General features: G+C 73.4%; 17 protein-coding genes. 6 read left to right on the forward strand and 11 right to left on the reverse strand.

The window, feature by feature from the left end; translation table 11 throughout:
- The 7 genes from ACFQ8C_RS09495 to ACFQ8C_RS09525 form a co-directional block, all read right to left on the reverse strand.
- Nucleotides 1–687, reverse strand: a complete 687-nt coding sequence (locus tag ACFQ8C_RS09495) for a pentapeptide repeat-containing protein (protein ID WP_383453994.1) — start codon at nt 685–687, stop codon at nt 1–3.
- A complete protein-coding gene (locus ACFQ8C_RS09500) occupies nt 680–1,366 on the reverse strand; it encodes a DUF6445 family protein (protein WP_383453996.1) in 687 nt (228 codons plus the stop codon). Before ACFQ8C_RS09500 ends, ACFQ8C_RS09495 begins: the two co-directional genes overlap by 8 nt.
- The gene (locus ACFQ8C_RS09505; RefSeq protein ID WP_383453997.1) at nt 1,363–2,028 is read right to left on the reverse strand and encodes a DUF6445 family protein; all 666 of its coding nucleotides are present in this window, start codon (nt 2,026–2,028) and stop codon (nt 1,363–1,365) included. The genes ACFQ8C_RS09500 and ACFQ8C_RS09505 overlap by 4 nt, the downstream gene beginning before the upstream one ends.
- Nucleotides 2,028–2,651 carry a DUF6445 family protein gene (locus tag ACFQ8C_RS09510; protein WP_383454000.1) on the reverse strand — a complete coding sequence of 208 codons (624 nt, stop codon included), beginning with the start codon at nt 2,649–2,651 and terminating at the stop codon, nt 2,028–2,030. The genes ACFQ8C_RS09505 and ACFQ8C_RS09510 overlap by 1 nt, the downstream gene beginning before the upstream one ends.
- Nucleotides 2,648–3,919 (reverse strand): MFS transporter, encoded by a 1,272-nt coding sequence (locus ACFQ8C_RS09515; protein WP_383454003.1) that lies wholly within the window; start codon nt 3,917–3,919, stop codon nt 2,648–2,650. The genes ACFQ8C_RS09510 and ACFQ8C_RS09515 overlap by 4 nt, the downstream gene beginning before the upstream one ends.
- The gene (locus ACFQ8C_RS09520) at nt 3,916–5,085 is read right to left on the reverse strand and encodes a methyltransferase domain-containing protein (protein ID WP_383454005.1); all 1,170 of its coding nucleotides are present in this window, start codon (nt 5,083–5,085) and stop codon (nt 3,916–3,918) included. Before ACFQ8C_RS09520 ends, ACFQ8C_RS09515 begins: the two co-directional genes overlap by 4 nt.
- Before the next feature lie 91 nt (nt 5,086–5,176).
- Complete coding sequence (locus ACFQ8C_RS09525) at nt 5,177–5,335, reverse strand: hypothetical protein (protein ID WP_383454008.1); 159 nt, start codon at nt 5,333–5,335, stop codon at nt 5,177–5,179.
- A gap of 536 nt (nt 5,336–5,871) precedes the next feature.
- On the opposite strand from ACFQ8C_RS09525, the gene ACFQ8C_RS09530 reads away from it, so the two are divergent.
- The 4 genes from ACFQ8C_RS09530 (at nt 5,872) to ACFQ8C_RS09545 (ending at nt 10,081) form a co-directional block, all read left to right on the forward strand.
- Entirely contained in the window at nt 5,872–6,459 is a 588-nt protein-coding gene (locus ACFQ8C_RS09530; RefSeq protein ID WP_383454011.1) for an Imm21 family immunity protein, read from the forward strand.
- Between the two features lie 245 nt (nt 6,460–6,704).
- On the forward strand, nt 6,705–7,085 hold the full coding sequence (locus ACFQ8C_RS09535) for a MauE/DoxX family redox-associated membrane protein (RefSeq protein ID WP_383454013.1): 381 nt from the start codon (nt 6,705–6,707) through the stop codon (nt 7,083–7,085).
- 268 nt (nt 7,086–7,353) lie between these two features.
- On the forward strand, nt 7,354–9,165 hold the full coding sequence (locus tag ACFQ8C_RS09540) for a TerD family protein (protein ID WP_383454016.1): 1,812 nt from the start codon (nt 7,354–7,356) through the stop codon (nt 9,163–9,165).
- 247 nt (nt 9,166–9,412) lie between these two features.
- A complete protein-coding gene (locus tag ACFQ8C_RS09545) occupies nt 9,413–10,081 on the forward strand; it encodes a DUF1707 domain-containing protein (protein ID WP_383454019.1) in 669 nt (222 codons plus the stop codon).
- Nucleotides 10,082–10,430: 349 nt separating this feature from the next.
- Here ACFQ8C_RS09545 and ACFQ8C_RS09550 read toward each other — a convergent pair whose 3' ends face one another.
- Together ACFQ8C_RS09550 and ACFQ8C_RS09555 are read right to left on the reverse strand one after the other, a co-directional pair.
- The gene (locus ACFQ8C_RS09550) at nt 10,431–11,597 is read right to left on the reverse strand and encodes an esterase-like activity of phytase family protein (RefSeq protein ID WP_383454021.1); all 1,167 of its coding nucleotides are present in this window, start codon (nt 11,595–11,597) and stop codon (nt 10,431–10,433) included.
- Between the two features lie 352 nt (nt 11,598–11,949).
- Nucleotides 11,950–13,362 carry a PASTA domain-containing protein gene (locus tag ACFQ8C_RS09555; RefSeq protein ID WP_383454023.1) on the reverse strand — a complete coding sequence of 471 codons (1,413 nt, stop codon included), beginning with the start codon at nt 13,360–13,362 and terminating at the stop codon, nt 11,950–11,952.
- Nucleotides 13,363–13,650: 288 nt separating this feature from the next.
- On the opposite strand from ACFQ8C_RS09555, the gene ACFQ8C_RS09560 reads away from it, so the two are divergent.
- Together ACFQ8C_RS09560 and ACFQ8C_RS09565 are read left to right on the forward strand one after the other, a co-directional pair.
- On the forward strand, nt 13,651–14,628 hold the full coding sequence (locus ACFQ8C_RS09560; RefSeq protein WP_383454026.1) for a GlxA family transcriptional regulator: 978 nt from the start codon (nt 13,651–13,653) through the stop codon (nt 14,626–14,628).
- Between the two features lie 73 nt (nt 14,629–14,701).
- A complete protein-coding gene (locus ACFQ8C_RS09565) occupies nt 14,702–15,460 on the forward strand; it encodes an MBL fold metallo-hydrolase (protein ID WP_383454029.1) in 759 nt (252 codons plus the stop codon).
- Between the two features lie 46 nt (nt 15,461–15,506).
- On the opposite strand, the gene ACFQ8C_RS09570 is transcribed toward ACFQ8C_RS09565, so the two are convergent.
- Both ACFQ8C_RS09570 and ACFQ8C_RS09575 read right to left on the reverse strand, forming a co-directional pair.
- The gene (locus tag ACFQ8C_RS09570; protein WP_383454031.1) at nt 15,507–15,854 is read right to left on the reverse strand and encodes a hypothetical protein; all 348 of its coding nucleotides are present in this window, start codon (nt 15,852–15,854) and stop codon (nt 15,507–15,509) included.
- Entirely contained in the window at nt 15,851–16,174 is a 324-nt protein-coding gene (locus tag ACFQ8C_RS09575) for a hypothetical protein (RefSeq protein ID WP_383454033.1), read from the reverse strand. The genes ACFQ8C_RS09570 and ACFQ8C_RS09575 overlap by 4 nt, the downstream gene beginning before the upstream one ends.
- Nucleotides 16,175–16,234 lie beyond the last annotated feature (60 nt).

The raw sequence follows: 16,234 nt of genomic DNA on the forward strand, positions 1-16,234 counted from the left end.
TCAGACGCGCGCGTTCTCGGGCTTGGGCAGGTGCGTCCCCCGGTAGTCCGCGCGCTCGATGTCGGCGCCCTCGGTGAACGCCTCGTCGAAGGGGACGTCCCACACGTACGCGGACCAGAAGTCCGCTCCGCGGAAGGCCGCGCGGGTGCAGGTGCACTGGCGGAGGTCGGAGTGGCGCAGATCGGCGCGTCGCAGGTCGGCCTCGGTCAGGTCCGCGCCGAAGAGGCTGGCCCTGCGCAGGGAGGCGCCCGAGAGATCGGCCGAGCGGAGGACGGCGCGCGCGAGGTCGGCGCTCTCCAGGCGGCTTCCCGAGAGGTCGGCGCCGCTCAGGTCGGCGCCGGTCAGGCGGGCTCCGGTGAGGTCGGCGCCGCGGAGGTCGGCGCCGCTCAGGTCCGTACCGGCACCGTGGCCCCGCAGCAGGAGCCATCCGTCGACGAGGGCCACGGCCCGCAGCGTCGCGTGCTCGACGGTGACCAGGGCGAGCGTGCGCATGCCCAGGCCGAGGGCGGCCACCTCGGCGGCGGTCCGCGCGAGGGCCACCCCGGCGACGGGCAGCGGGCCGGCGAGCACCGGATCGGCGCCGCGCGGGCCCCGCATGCGAGCGTCCAGGGGCAGCAGGGCGTGGGTGCCGGAATCCGGCGTGCCGTCACCGGCCTCGGACAGCACGACGTCGAGCAGGCTACGCATGGGCCCGGGTCCTTTCGGCTTCGTCGCGGAGGCCCGGGTCGGGCTTCCCGGTCATGAAGAAGAAGTTCTGGGTCAGCCTTCCCTCCGAGGCTTCCTCGCCGAACAGTTCGGTGATGCCGTGGAAGAGCCGGCCGCCCCGGAAGACGACGCAGCGGTTGTACGCCAGCTCCACCTGGTGGAGGGGTTCCCACCGGTCCTCCCGGGCGGTGTCGCGGAGCACGTACCGCCGGTCGAACTCCTCGCCGGTGCGGCAGCCGAGACGGGCGAGCTCCTCGGGGCCCGGTGCCCGGTCCAGACCGGTGGGGAGGTGCCGGTAGAAGCCGAGGCCGCCCTGGGCCCGGTCGGGCGGGGTGAGGTAGACGACCGCGGTCCAGTCGACGAAGTCGAGGTGCACGCGGGTCCGTCCGGCGTCCGCGCGGGTCGCCACGCGGAACTTGCCGAAGACCCACCGCCGCGGGTCGTGCCGGACCGGCTCGCCGACGATCTCGGCGAGTCGGCGGGCGTGGCCGTCGCCGGCGAACGCCTTCACGCTCTCCCGGCCGGGGAAGTTCGCCGCTTCCCCGAAGTCGCGGTACTCGGCGGCGAGGGCCATCTCCCGTACCCGGTCGGGGTCCTGGTAGAAGTTCTCGACGACCAGGAGGTCGCCGTCGAGGGCGCGTTCGACGCGCGGTGCGGTCATCGGGCCACCGCCTCCGCGCGGACGGGCAGCGTCCTGACCGCGGACGGGACGGGGGTGATCTCGTTGAAGAAGAAGTTGTGCGTGATGCGGGCGTTGGCGGGACGGTCGCCGAGGCCGCCCAGCGGGGCGTGGTAGAACTCGCAGCCGCGGAAGAGCACCAGCCGGTTGTAGACGGGCGCGACCCGGTCCACCAGTTCCCACTTGTCGAGGTCCGCCATGTCGCGTCGGGCGACGCCCTCCTCGAACGCGTCGGCGTCGGCGTAGCCGAGCGAGCGGGCCACCCGGTCGGAGGGCGGCCGGGTGAAGCCGGTCTCGCGGTGCCGGAAGAATCCGGTCCCCGCGGACGGCGGCGCGCCGGGCGTCAGGTACACCATCCCGGCCCAGTCGACGGCGGTGTCGGCGTGCACCTTGCTGCCGCGCCCGGTCTCCTCGGTGATCACCCGGAAGCCGCCCCAGGTGAGCCGGTCGCCGTCGACGTGCACGCGCGATCCGACGGTCTCCTCGATGGCGCGCTGGAGGGCCTCGGTGCTCAGCGCCTTGCTGCTCTGCCAGCCGGGGTAGTTGTACCGGCTGGCGCTGCGGAAGTCGGAGCGGAGCGCGGCGGCGCGTACGCCGTCGGGGTCGGCGTAGAAGTCGTCGACGACGATCAGTCTGCTGCGCATCACCGGGACCTCGCCTCGTCGAAGAAGAACCGCTGGGTGAGCCGGCCGTCGGAGGGACGGCTGCCGTATCCGGAACTGGCGCGGTGGAAGAGGGCGCCGCCTCTGAGCAGGACCAGGCGGTTGTAGACCATGGAGACCCGGGAGATCTCCTCCCACGCCTCCGGTCGTACCTTGTCGGGGTAGTAGACGTCCTCGACCCAGTGGCCCCGGTCGCGGTATCCGAGCTCCGCGGCGCGCGCGTCGTCGGGCGGACCGGTGAGTCCGCTGGCGCGGTGGCGGAAGAAGGAGAGGCCGCCCCGGCACCGGTCGGGGGGCGTCAGGTAGACGATGCCCGCCCAGTCGGTGTCGTCGAAGTGGGTGGTCAGCGTCGCGTTCGCGTCGTCGCCGGTGAAGGCGAAGACCCCGAACCCCATGCGCGCGGGGTCGTGGCGCACCTCGATGCCGAGCAGTTCGGCGAAGGTGTCGGCGGTGCCGCGGCCGGCGAAGGAGTTGTACGTCTCCGCGTCGTACGTACGGCCGCCGTCGGTCTTCTGGGGTGACCAGTCGCCCTTCTCCAGGGCCAGGGCGCGCACCCGGTCGGGGTCGGCGTAGAAGTCGTCGACGACCTGCAGGGTCTTCCTCATCGCAGGTCTCCTTCCTCTCGTACGTCGGCGCGGCCGTGCCGGAGGCGCGGCCTGAGGAATGCGAGGAGCAGCAGGTAGGCGGCGCCCGCCACCCAGTAGGGGACCCGCAGGGCCGTCTCCGGTCCGAGCGGGCCGGAGACGGCCTCCACCAGGAGGCCGCCGAGGAGCATGCCCACGACGCTCATCCCGAAGGTGACCATGCGGAAGGTGGCGTTGACCCGGCCGAGGGTGCCGTCGGGCACGGACACCTGACGGAGCGTGAGGGTGCTGACGCTCCAGAAGGCGACGGCGGCCGAGGCCACCGCGTAGAGGACCACGACGACCGGCACGGTCGGCACGAGGCCGACGCCCAGGAAGCAGAGGGCCATCGTCAGCAGCGCGGTGAGCAGCGACCTCTCCGTGCCGAGGCGTTCGAGGAGCCGGCGCGCGAACTGGCTTCCGGCGACTCCGCCGACGGCGGCGGCCGAGAGCAGCAGCGCGTACCCGAGTGAGCCCAGGCCGAGCGTGTCCCGTACGAAGAGGACCTGTCCGGCGAGCATGGCGGCGTACAGGGAGTTCAGTACCACCGCGCTGAGCACGAGCACCCGCAGGATCGGTTCGGCCCGGATCAGTTTCAGGCCCGCTCCGATCTCGGCGGTGAACCGGCCGCGGTCGGCGGAGTGGACCCCGGGGTCGTCCACCCGCCGGCGGAGCATCAGGAGGGCTGCCGCGGAGACCCCGTTGACCAGCGCGTTGCCGAGGAACGGTACGGCCAGGCCCGCCTTCAGGAGCAGTCCGCCGAGGGGGCGTCCGACGAAGTCGTTCGAGAGGATCTGGCTGGTGCGGATGTGGCCGTTGGCCCGGGACAGCGCCCCCTCCGGAGCGAGCAGGGGGACGGCGGTGTCGGCCGCGATGCCGTAGGCGACCTCGGTCGTCCCGAAGAAGACGGCGAACACCAGCAGGGTGCCCATCGTCACGTCGGTGGTCAGCAGCATGAGGCCCAGGACGAGCATGGCGGCCGCCCGCAGCCCTCCCGAGGCGGCCATCAGCGCGATGCGGGGCAGCCGGTCGACGACGGCGCCCAGGGGCAGGGCGAACAGCAGCCACGGAAGCCGCTCGGCCATCGCGACCAGCGATATCTGCAGGGGACTGTCGGTCACGGTGGAGGCGGACCAGGTCAACGCGATGAGCGTCATGCCGTCCGCGACACCGCCGCCGGTCAGGCAGCTCCAGAAGAGCCAGAACCTCGACGGCAGTCGAGTGGTCCGGGCCACGTGCGCGTCGGTCATCGCACGGCTGCCAGTGCGGTCGTCCGGTCGAGGAGCTTCCCGGTCCACGGCCAGGCGGGCACGAGCGGGTTCGCCGCCATGGCGAGGGCCTGCGGGAGGGCGGTGCGCACCAGCCAGTCCGGCAGTTCCGCGGCGAGTTTCTCCGCCTCGTCCGCCATCCACTCCCCGTACCAGCCGAGCGACGTGTCGCCGGCGAAGGTCAGGCTCGCGGAGACATGGGGCAGCAGGGCGGCGGCCGGATGGCCGCGGCGGGCGAGTTCGAGGGTGGTCGGGACCGCGATGTCGGGGCGGTCGTAGAAGGCGCGGGTTCCGACGGCCGACGCGTCGACGCCGGCGGCTTCGGCGTGCGCGCGGACGGCGTCCAGCATCGCGGGCCACCGTCGCGCCATCTCGGCGTCCAGCCGTTCCGGGGTCGTCGGCACGTCCGTGAGGGCGGCCGGTTCGGCGTCACCGCCGTCGGGGAGGCGGAAGGGCTCGGCCCGGTGCAGCCGCATCCGCTGGAGGCGCAGGACGGCGGCGTCGGTGGGCGTCAGCCGCACGTCGAGGTCGGAGGGGAGCGCGGGGAGGCCGGTCTCCGGGTCGGGCCAGGTGTCGCGGAGGACGACCGTCATGTTGCGGCGGCACGGAAGGTACCGGGCGTGGGGCCAGAGGGGGGCGAGGAGCGTGGCGAGCGTGTGCTGCGGCGACGGCGGGGAGAACGGGTCCAGGTGGCTGGGGAGGCCCCAGGCGTTGAGGAGGACGGTGCCGCCCCGCGTGACGCGGTGTACGCGCTGCCAGAAGTCCGCGTCGAGGATGAAGGAGGGGTACGACTCGCCGGCGTAGACGTCGATGAGCACGAGGTCGAAGCGTCGGTCCCCGTCCAGGAAGGTGGCGGCGTCGGCGACTTCGGTACGGAACTCCGCCTGCGGGAAATGCTGTCGGAACAGGGCGCGGGTGACGGTCGCCATGCCGGGGTCGAGGTCCACGGCGGTGACGCGGCTCGTGGGGGACGCCGCCAGCAGGGGGCGCAGGGACCCGCCGTATCCGAGGCCCAGTACGCAGACCTCGTCGGCCGGTCCGACCAGGGGCCCCACGGCGAAGTCGTCGGGCTGGTTCCCCACGAAGACCCGGTCGCCGGCGAGCAGTGTCGCGGAGGTGCTCAGCAGCAGGGGGGTGGCGCCGTACATCGCTCTCCTCAAGGTCGTACTGCCGGGCCACGGCTCCGCCGGTGGGGGCTGTCGCCCACACCAGCGGGGCCGCGCCCGTGCGGCGAGGTGGTCAGGAGAGGGCCAGCGCCTCGTCGACCACGGCCTGCTCGTCCTCGCTCAGCGGGACGAAGGTCGCGAACATGGGCATGTTGTTGTTCGAACAGCGCGCGTAGACCGCGTGGTCGAACTCCTCGAACAGGGGCTCTTCGTGCTGCGCGTGCTCAGCCATGTGCTCTCCAATCGGAAGACGGGATTCTCATCCCTCACTGGCCCCGATACGGACGACGTCACAACATCCCGCACAGACCAGGGTGTTGGATCTTCCGCGGCGGGCTCGGCGCAATTGTTCAGTCATCAACACCTCGTTATCAAGGGTGCGTCGAACCTTTGCTTCCGCACCGCCGACCCCGTCGGGGACAAGTCGCCGCAGAGGTGAAAGGTCCTCAGAAGGCGGGATTCCCCCGTGTGCATCCCGCACAGAGCCGGGCATAGTCTCCGCGGCCTCGGCCACGCGCCCCGCCCGCCGCATGGGCGCGGACGGGCATGTTCCATGACATCCTTCCGCGTTCGGGGCGGGACCCGTGGGGAGCGTGGCGCCGAGGGCACGAAGGGACGAGCCGACGACGTGCAAAGCCCTTCGCCGCACACCCGGCCCTCCGCCCCCGAAGCACACGCACCCGCCGCCGCCCGCCTCCTGCCGCCTGCCGCCTGCCGCCTGCCGCCTGCCGCCTGCCGAGGGCTGCCCGCTGAGGGCACACTGATCACATGAGCGCCTCTTCGTCCGCCGCACCCGCCGCCCCCCGCCCCCCTCTCACCTGGGTGGAGTCGATGGGCGGCCCTTTGATCGTCGTCCCCGTCTCCGCCCTGGCCGCATGGCACGGGAGCACGGAGAGCGGCGTCATGGCGGGAGACGCCACCGCTCCGGACGACTATGACCGGGCCTGCGCCGTGGACGACCTGGCCGGGGTGATCCCCGTCGGCGAGAACGGCGCGCAGGCACTGGTACTGGCGGACGAACCGGCCACCAGCCGCTACCTGCCCGGACACCGAGCGTTCCTGCGGTGGCTTGGCGCCGACTCCGAGGCCGGACTGAGCAGCGCGGCGGCCGCCGTCCTCGCAGACCCGGACACGGTGTGGGAGGAGTGCGGCACCTGGGTGTCGGACGGTCCGGCCGTGCTCATGGACTCCGCCAACGCGGGCGCCGACCTGGGCGTCGAGTACCCCGGCGGCGGGGTACCCGCCGAGGCACCGGTCCCCCTGCCCGCCGGCCGCTGGACGGTCCTCGCCGCGCACACCCAAGCGGACGAGGCGAACCGGGTCGGCCTGGTCCGGCTCCTTCCCGCCGAATCCTGAACAGAGGGGGGTTCAGGCCGACACCGTCCCAGCGATCCGGGACGAACGGAACCGTCCGAGAGGACCGGCGCGGGAGCACCCCGCGCACACGGAGAGCGGAGGCGGAGAGCGGAAGCGGAGAGCGGGCCGTGACGGCCTTGTGAGAAAGGACGGGGTTCCCTCGCCCGCACCCGGGCCCTACTGTCAAGTAACTTCACCGTGCCTCCGCACCCCGGCAAGGCACCGCCATCGACAAGGAACGGGACATGCCCTCTTCCACGACTTCCGCCCGGCTGCTCAGCGGTCTGCTGATCGGCGCCGGCATCGCGCACTTCGCCGCTCCGCGGCAGTTCGACGCCATCGTGCCCCGAAGCCTGCCCGGCTCTCCCCGGACATGGACCCACCTGAGCGGCGTCGCGGAGATCGCCGTCGGCGCGGCGATCGCCGCGCCGCGCACCCGCCGGGCGGGCGCGCTGGCCGCGGCCGGGCTGTTCACCGCGGTCTTCCCGGCGAACGTGAAGATGGCCTACGACTGGCGCCACCGGCCGGCCCCGCTCCGGGCGGCGGCCCTGGCCCGGCTCCCGCTCCAGGCCCCGCTCGTGCTCTGGGCGCTGCGTGTCCGCCAGGCGGGCCGGTGCGACGACTGACGCATCGCCGTCAGGCACCGCGACCACGCCCTCGGGCGGGACGCCCCGGGCGCCTCCGGCCGGTGATCCGGGAGGCCGCCGCGGGACAGGCGGCACGCGTGCGCGGAGAACGCGCCGGCGCCACCGGCCCTCTCCCGTGGTCACGAGAGGGCCCGCGGGGAGTCGGCGGTCGGTCACGAGGAGATCCGGCCGGGTTTTCATGCGGCATAACACTACAAATCGCCCTTCGAGTTGAACTGATGATCGCGTCCGGATCATCCTTATCGACATGCTTTCGACAGCCTCGATCCTCGACGTGTCCCACCTGCCCGACTACGCCTACGACTGGGCACTGGTCGATGTCGAGACGTCCGGGCTCATCGCCCGACGCGACCGGGTCCTCTCGATCGCCGTGCTGACCTTCGGGCCGGACGGGACCCGGACCGGGGAGTTCAGCACCCTGGTGAACCCCGGCTGTGACCCCGGCCCGGTGCACATCCACGGACTGACCCCGGAACGGCTGGCCGGCGCCCCCACCTTCGACCAGGTCGCGGGGCGTATCGGAGCGCTGCTGCAGGACCGGGTCCTGGTGGCCCACAACGCGCAGTTCGACTACGACTTCCTGGCCCACGAGTTCGCCCGCGCCCGGCTCCACCTGCCCGTCACCCAGCGCCTGTGCACGCTGGCCCTGAACCGGCGGGTGGAACCCCCCACCGACGATCTGAGCCTTGCCTCCCTGGCCGCCCACTACGGCGTGCCGCAGACCCGGGCACATGACGCGCTCGACGACACACGCGTCCTCGCGGGGATCTTCCGCGCCTCCCTGGCCGAGGCCGTACGGCTCGACCTCCCGCTGCCGCTGGTCCCCTGTCCTCCTCGCCAGGACCCGCAGTTCGCGCCGAACCCTCCGAAGACCCCGTGCGCCTACCGCAACCCCGGCCGTCTGGAACCCGGCGGTCCGCTCGTCCAGGGCATGAAGGTCGCCATCACCGGCGAGACGGCCACCCCCAGGGCCGAGCTCGTGGCCCGGTCCGTCGGCGCGGGCCTCAACGTGATGTCCTCGGTCAGCCGGCACACGAGCGCTCTCGTCACCAACCAGGCGGCATCCGACTCGGCCAAGGCCCGGCGCGCCGCCGCCGAAGGCGTCCCGGTCCTGGACGAACACACCTTCCTGAAGCTGCTGGGCGAGGTCCGGCCCGGCACGCCCCATACTCGGCAGGCGCCGGAACCGGCTGCTGCCGCGCCGGCGCCGTCCGCCCCTCCGTCGGTTGCCGCGGCCCGGACCGCACCGGCCCCTGCCACCACCCCGCCCGCCCGGCGCCGGGTCCTGGCACTGGGCGGCACCCACGAGGAGGCGTCCGCGGCGCGCGCGCGAATCGTGGGGTTGGGTTGGGCCGCCGCCCTCAACCTCTCGGCAAGCGTCACCGATGTCGTGCTCCTGCCCGGCGGCCGGGATGACCGGCGCATGTCCCGCATCGCCTCACTGGGGCTGCCGGTCCACGATCCCTCCTGGCTCGGCGCGGCCACACCCGAGACCGCCGACGTCCCCGTCCGCCGGGGAGGGGCCCCGACCGCCGCCCTCCTCCCCCGTGGCGGAGTGATCGACCTCCCCGCCCTCCCCACCGCCGAGCGCTGGCATGCGGGAGCCTCCTGGGCCCGGCAGACGGACTGCGAGATCGACGTCGTGGCGTTCGTCCTCGACGAGGACGAACAGGTCTCCAGCGACGGCGACTTCGTCTTCTACGGCGCCCCCGAGAGCCCCGACGGAGCCGTCCGCCTCCTGTGCGACGGCCCGACCGAACAGTCCGTGACCGTCGACCTGACCGTTCTCCCGCCCGCCGCCCGGAGGATCGCGATCGCGGCCGCCATCGACGGCACCGCCACCTTCGGCGACATCGGCGCCGTACAGATCACCCTCGCACCGGGCACCGACGCTCCGACCACGGCCCAGGCGACCCTGGACGCCGCCACCAGCGAACGCACCCTGCTCCTCGCCGAGCTCTACCGCCGGGGACCGCTGTGGCGCTTCCGCGCCGTAGGGCAGGGCTACGACCACGGCCTGGAGGCGCTGGTCCGCGGGTACGGCGTCGAGGTGCGGTAGTCGCCGGTCCGAGGAGCACCGACTCCTCGGACCCGCGTTCGAAGGCGGTCGCCAGGTCCGCGGCACCGGTCCCGCGGCCGCCGAGGACTCCCGGACCCGAGGCAGCCGACCTCCCGCAGCGGAGGCCGAGCATTGTCAGCGCGGTTCGGCGACGGCTAGGTTCTCTCGGCAAGGGCCGGACGGCCGCTGAGGGCCGGCGTCGTCGCCCGCGTCACGCGGAGACGTTCGACAGGACCAGGACGGAAGCATGTCAGGAGAGATCTCGCCCACCGGGAAGCACTCCGGCCCCGGCTCGTCGCCCGGGGTACGGGCGTCTCACGCCGACCGGGACCGCGTGGTGGACGTGCTGCGCATCGCGGCGGGGGACGGCCGGCTGACCGCGGACGAGCTGGACGAGCGCCTGGAAGCCGCCCTGTCGGCACGGACCCTGGGCGAGCTGGCCGTGCTCACCGCCGACCTGCCGGCCGTGTCGATCGCGGCTGACGTCACCGCCGCGGAGATCGCGGAGGCCAAGCACGTCATCCGGATCGAGCAGGGGTTCGGCGGCCCTGTCGAGCGGACGGGCCGCTGGGTCCTGCCGCGGCGGCTGGAACTCGCGGTCACCTGGTGCGACGTGACGCTCGACCTCACCCAGGCCGTGATCACACAGGACACCCTGCGGATCGACGTGGCCATGGTGGGAAAGACCCTGACGCTGGTCACGAGGCCGGGCATCGAGGTCGACGCCGACGGCCTCACCCTGCTCCACTGCCGGCTCGGACACCACCGCGCGGAGACACCTCCCCACACTCCCACCGCACTGCGCGTCGAGCTGGTCGGCCAGAAGACCCACGGCAGGGTGGTGGTAGGCCCCCCTCGTCGGACGCTCGGGCAGTGGCTGCTGCGCAGGCCCGCGTCTCCTTCCCCGGGCGCCTGATCCCGCCGCGCCGGATCCGGCTTCCCCCACCACGGGGAGTCCCCCGAGAACCGCTCACCCCTCACCTCGACAGATCGGTGGAGGGGCGCCCGGGGACCCTCCCCGCACCTGCGGGGAGCAGCCCTCGACGCTGCCGCCGGGCGCCGGACGAAGGGGTCGTCCTCGCGGACCCGGGCACCGCCGTGACCGGCTGGGCGGCCTGGACCGGGGCACCGGGCCGGACGCCGGCGCCTGGACCGGGGCGCCGGGTCGGACGGGGTCCCGAGGCATGGGAAAGGGCGCCTGAACCGGGCTTTCGCCCGGCAGGCGCCCTTTCGTCGTGTGGGATGGGTGACGGCGCGGGCTCCGGTCAGCGGATGCCGAGGGCGACGACCTGGGTGATCGCGTCCTCGACGAAGTTGTCATCGCTGACGAGGATCAGCAGCCTCTCGCCGGAGGGCAGGTCCGGACCCCACGTCATGCCCTCGGTGTTGTCGATGGCGGAGAGGCCCAGGGTGTCGAAGTCCGCGACGAGCTTCTTGCGCATCGGCGCGACGATCCGCCCGGCCAGCGACTCCACGTCCCGCACGTCGGTCGCCCCGCGCGTGGTGGCGTCGAAGAGGCGGATCTTGTAACCCGCGCCGGCGACCCAGGTGCGTTCGAGCACGAGGTAGCGGTTGGGCTGGTCGGGGAAGGCGAGGATCGACGGGACCCCGGTGTCCGGGCCCCAGGGGCTGTTCGGGTCGTTCTCGGCGAAGATCTTCTCCAGCGGGTAGGCGAACTGCCCGAGCACCCGGCCTTCGCGGTTCTGCTGGGTGACGCGGACCAGCGCGCCGTTGTCCACGTCCGGGGCCGGGCCGTCCTGGAGGAGCGGGCCCTCGACCGCGCTGGTCACCACCTTGCCCTTGGAACCGAAGGTGATCGCCTCGATCGCCTGGTTCCGGCGCGGGCCGCGCTCTTCCCTCGTGACCTCGTAGTTCGACGGCAGCCGCAGCTGTCCGAGGTGGTCGCCGGTGGCGGAGGCGTACTGGATGGACGGCTGGATGACCGGCGGGCCGGCCACCGCGGGCCGGTCGCCCTCCTGCGCCCACCAGTAGTCGCAGCTGCGCGGGTCGACCCGGATCTCCTCCGGGTCGACCGCCTTGCCGTCGCCCAGGGTCGGGGACGGGTAGACCGAGCCGTCGGGCTGGAGGAAGGGATGGGTGCCGGTGAAGTCGACGGCGTGCACGCCGCCGGCGTCCACGTCCAGCCTGGCCGTGTAGAAACGGGCGGGCTGGAGGAACGAGCGGTCGTCACTGATGAAGACGTACTCGCCGGTGCACGGGTTGCGGTCGACACCGGAGAGGCCGCCGACCGTGGTGTCCTGGAAAGCCAGCTTGTGCGGAACGGTCTTTTCGCCGAGCAGGCGGGCCTGCACGGCACGCCCCAACCCCTTTCCGGGATCCCCCGGTTGGGCGGCGGCGGCCACGGCGGGGGCCAGGGCCGAGGTCAGAAGCAGGGCTACGGCGCACGCGCGGCGCGTCAGAGAAGAGCTCACCAGTTGATCTTGGCCCGTGACGGGCTGAAGCACAGTCACCCAATCGGGTAAGGCTGCCGGGCACCTGGCCCGTGATCGTCCGGTGGCGAGGCCGCGGTCCGAGGGAGGAGGACAGGCCGTGGCGGGTGGTCAGCACTGTCGGTCTCCTCGTGCTCCACCAGCGCCTCGACGCGGCCGCGTGGACGGCCGTCCCCGTCATCGTCGGCGCCCACACCGTGACCGTCACGGCGCGACGCGAGCCATCGACCCGGCGGGTCGGCGACTTCCGAGACACGCCCCGACCCGGCACCGGGTTCTGGCGTCGGAGTGCCGGAGCGTCGGAACATCGGAGCGTCGGCGAGGAGGGCGTCGCTCAGCCGGAGCGGTATCCCCACCGGGCCATGCCGTCCTTGCCCATGAAGCACTTCGCCGGACGCCCGTCGGCGGTCGTGGCGGTGGCCCCCACCGGGGAGCAGGACTGGCCGAAGCCGACACCGGAACCGGTGCCGGAGCCGCCGCTCGTGCCGCCCGTGGCATCCGAGTTCCCGGAGGAACCGTCGTCCCACGACCCGTCCCCGTCTCCTCCCGACGCGCCACCGTCCGAGGCGGAGTCGCGAGACGGCTGCACACGCGGCCGGGGCTTCGAGGTCTCCTGCGAACCCGACCCCGATCCGGACCCCGATCCGGACCCAGACCCGGACCCGGACTCGGGCTTCGGCTTCGGCTTCGGCTTGGGCTTGGGCTTGGGCTTCGGCTTGGGGCTCGGGCTCGGACTGGGCTCGGTACAGGAGACGCCCGGACCGATGAGCCACAGGTCCACCCGCGTGGTGACGGGCACCTCGATGCCCGCCTCCGGTTGCTGCCGGCAGACCTGCCAGTCCGCCAGGCCCTGGCTCCCGTCGTCCAGGCGCTGCCCGGTGTGCGCGTGGAAGCGCGTGACGCGGTCGAGGTCGAGCGCGGCGAGCTCTCGCGACGCGGCGTCGAACCGCTCGCCGACGAGGTCCGGCATCACCACCCGCCGGGTCCCGTCCAGTCGCGAGGGACACGGCTCCGCCTCCGGAACCGCGTAGAGCGTCAGCGTCCTGCCGTACGGGCGGGTCCGCTCGCCCGCGGCGGGGTTCTGGAAGCAGACGCGCCAGCGGACCTGAGAGCCCGTCACCGTCCGGTACGCGGACGAGGCGTCGGCAGCCGCCACCCGCCACGCCCCGCGGCGCGCCGTCGCGGCGGCCGTGGCCAGGGAGGTCCCGCGGAAGTCGGGCAGGGCGGGCGCGTGATCCGCCCCGCCCCGCGCCGCGGCGTCGGGCTGCCCGGGCCCGCTCAGTCCGGCGACCAGCACCCCGGCGGCCACCACGGCCACCGACACCGGATGCCGCCGTATCCACGTGGAGGTCCGCTTCCCGCCGCCGGGGCGCAGGGGTGAGCCGGGGGGCAGGAGCTCTCCCGCCGCTTCCAGGAGCTCTCCCTTCGGATCGAGCTTCGAGCCGTGCAGCTTGTGCGGCTTCCCGTCCACGAGGATCTCGACGGAGTCGAACATGCCGTACGCGCGCCGCAGGATCCGCAGCGGTCCGGCCACGCGGGTCGGCTTCGGCGCCAGGAGGTTGCGGAGGAGGATGAGCCCCTTGCCGGTGAGTACGGCGTAGCCCCAACCGTCGTGGTAGACGGACCGGACGACCTCGCCCACCCCGAGCTCCCGCAGCAGGGCCTTCTTGTCGTTGTCGGAGAGGGAGATGCCCTCGCCCGACGCGACCGTGGCGGTACGCGGGTCGTCGGCCAGCGGATCGGACACAAGCTTCCCCGTGCTCGGAGGTACGACGGACGGCCCGGGGAAAGCCCGCACGGCGGCCCCGGACGTACGGATGCTAGCCGCTGCCCGGCGAAGCCGCTGGTCCGGGCCTCTGTACCGCCGATTCCACGCACACGCCGGGGATCCGGCGCAGGCGGACCGGTCGTGGGGGGGGCGGCCCCTCCTGAGCCCCGCGTAACGAGCCCCGCCCCGGCCCGGCTTCGCGTCGATGGCCGGATGTGACAGAACATGGTCATTGCGGCCTTCGCGGCCGGGCGGAATGATCGGCGCATGCTCCCAGCGCACAGAGTCGTCGTCGCGGCCTTCCCCGGGGTCGAACTGCTCAACGTCACGGGTCCGTCGGAGGTGTTCTCCATGGCCACCCGGATCGCCGGCACCGGTCGGCCCGGCTACACCGTCCGCGTCGCGACCGCCCAGGGCGAGCCGGTGGCCACCTCCGGCGGGATCCGGCTGATGGCCGACCTGACGCTGGACGAGGTGGACGGCAACGTCGACACCCTGCTCGTATCGGGCGCCGTCCGCGTGCGCGACCACGACGTGGAGCCGGTGCTCGACCACGGGATCATCGACTGGCTGCGCGAAGTGGCTCCCCGTACGCGCCGGTTGGGGTCCGTCTGCTCGGGCGCGCACCTGCTGGCGGCGGCGGGGCTGCTGGACGGCCTCTCCGCCACAACCCACTGGCGGACGGCCCCCAGGCTGGCCGCCGACCACCCGCTCGTCACCGTCGATCCGGACCCGATCTTCATCCGGGAAGGCCGGCTGTGGACCTGCGCCGGCATCGCCTCGGGGATGGACATGGCCCTGGCCATGGTCACCGAGGACCACGGCCCCGGGCTCGCGCTCGCCACCGCCCGGACGATGGTCATGTACGTCAAACGCGCCGGCGGACAGAGTCAGTTCAGCGTCCCGCTCGCGCCTCCGGCCGCACCCGGCGACCGGTTGGACGACCTGCGGGTGTGGATCGGCGAGCACCTCACCGAGGACCTGTCCGCCGAGGTCCTGGCGGCCCGGCTCCACCTGAGCGTGCGTCACTTCTCCCGGCTCTTCCGGCAGCGTACCGGCACCACCCCCGCCGCCTACGTCGAGTCCGTCCGGCTGGAGGCCGCACGCAGGCTGCTCCAGGACAGCGCCCACGGCCTGTCCGAGATCGCCGACCTCAGCGGCCTCGGCTCCGTGGAGACCCTGCACCGCGCCTTCCGGCGCCGTCTGAACACCACACCCGCCGAGTACCGGCGCCGCTTCCGCTGATCTCCCCACCTGCTCCCCCGACCGCCCGCGGACCGCCGCGCGGCGGAAGACAGCCATGCCCAAGGAGAGAACCGTGTCACGAACCAAGGTCGTCCCCATCCCGGTCATGGGCCGGCACCACATCAACGCGTACCTGCTGCTGGGCCGACGGCCCGTCATCGTCGACGCGGGGACCCCCGGCAGCGGCCGGAGGATCTACGAACAGGTCGCCGCCCACGGCGTGGACCCCGCCGACGTGGCCCTGATCGTCATCACCCACGGCCACATCGACCACTTCGGCTCCGCCGCCGAACTGCACCGGCTGACCGGGGCGCCCGTCGCGGGACACGTCGCCGACCTCGGCCCCTACCGTGCCGGTCGGGCCCGCGAGCCGTACCTCCCCACCGGACCGATGGGCCGCCTCATGGCCAGGCACAAGAACCTGCACATCAAGGTGGAACCGGTCGAACCCGACGTCCTCGTGAGCGGCGAGACCGATCTGGAGGACTTCGGGGTCGCGGCGCGCATCATGCCCACGCCCGGACACACCGCCGGTTCGGTCTCCGTCCTCACGGAGCGGGGAGACCTCGTCGCCGGCGACCTGGTCGCCAACTCCCTCTTCGGTCTCGTACGGGGCCGGCCGGCCAACCCTCCCTTCCACGACGATCCGCTGGGCAACCTCGCCAGCCTGCGCAGGATGCTCGCCCTCGACCCCACCCGACTCCACGTCGGCCACGGCACGCCGCTGGAACCCGACCGGGTCCGGCGCTGGGCCGACCGCGAACACCGGCGGCTGGCCCGGCTCGAAGCGGCGGGGCGGCTCCCCACCCGCCCCCAGGACGAAGTGGTCTGACCCTGAGAAAACCCCGGGGTCCGCTCCGGCGCCGGTACCGACCCGCCTACGGCCTCGCGGGCGGGCGCGGTGCGCCTCGGTCCTGGCCGGCGAACGCGCGGGGCGGGCGGGTGACGAGGAGGACGCCGTTCAACGGGGCCGTGGTGTGAAGACCGGCGCCCAGGAAGAGCGCGGTGAGGGCGTGGTCCACGACGCTGCGGAGGCCGGCGACGGTGGCGTGGTCCCGGAGCTCGGGGTCGGAGGCGTGCGCGGCGATCGTCGGCCGGATGATCGCGTCGGCCTTCCAGGAGACGCGTACCCCGTCCTCGCAGTCCTGGAAGGTGAGGCCGCTCCCGGGGCCGAACCCGGCGTCGGTGATGACCGTGTGGATCTGGTCCAACAGCGCGCTGGTCACGGCGACGCTCCCGCCTGCGCGCCCTGCCCGGTATCCGCGGTGACCAGGGCGGCGGGGGCCGGCGGCGCGTCGGGGGCGAGGGTGAGCGGGACGCCCAGCGTCTCGCACAGGCGCCGCAGCCGGGCCACGGCACTGAGCGCGGCGGGCGACGGCTGCCCGGGCGTGACACGGACGTGCACGCGGCCCGGCCGATGGGCGAGGACGAGCGCCTCCATGCGCAGGGCGGTGGCGGCGCGGCCGTCGACCGCGAGGTCGGAGACGAGGTCCAGGCAGAGCGTGTCGCCGGAGACGGCCCGGGGCGGCCCGGTGAGAGGGGGCATGGCGTGGCTTCCTTCCGCCAGCCGGACCAGGTCGGCCCGGGAGCGTGCGCGGGGCGCGGC

The sequence above is a fragment of the Streptomyces sp. NPDC056503 genome, assembly GCF_042794995.1.
Taxonomy (GTDB): domain Bacteria; phylum Actinomycetota; class Actinomycetes; order Streptomycetales; family Streptomycetaceae; genus Streptomyces.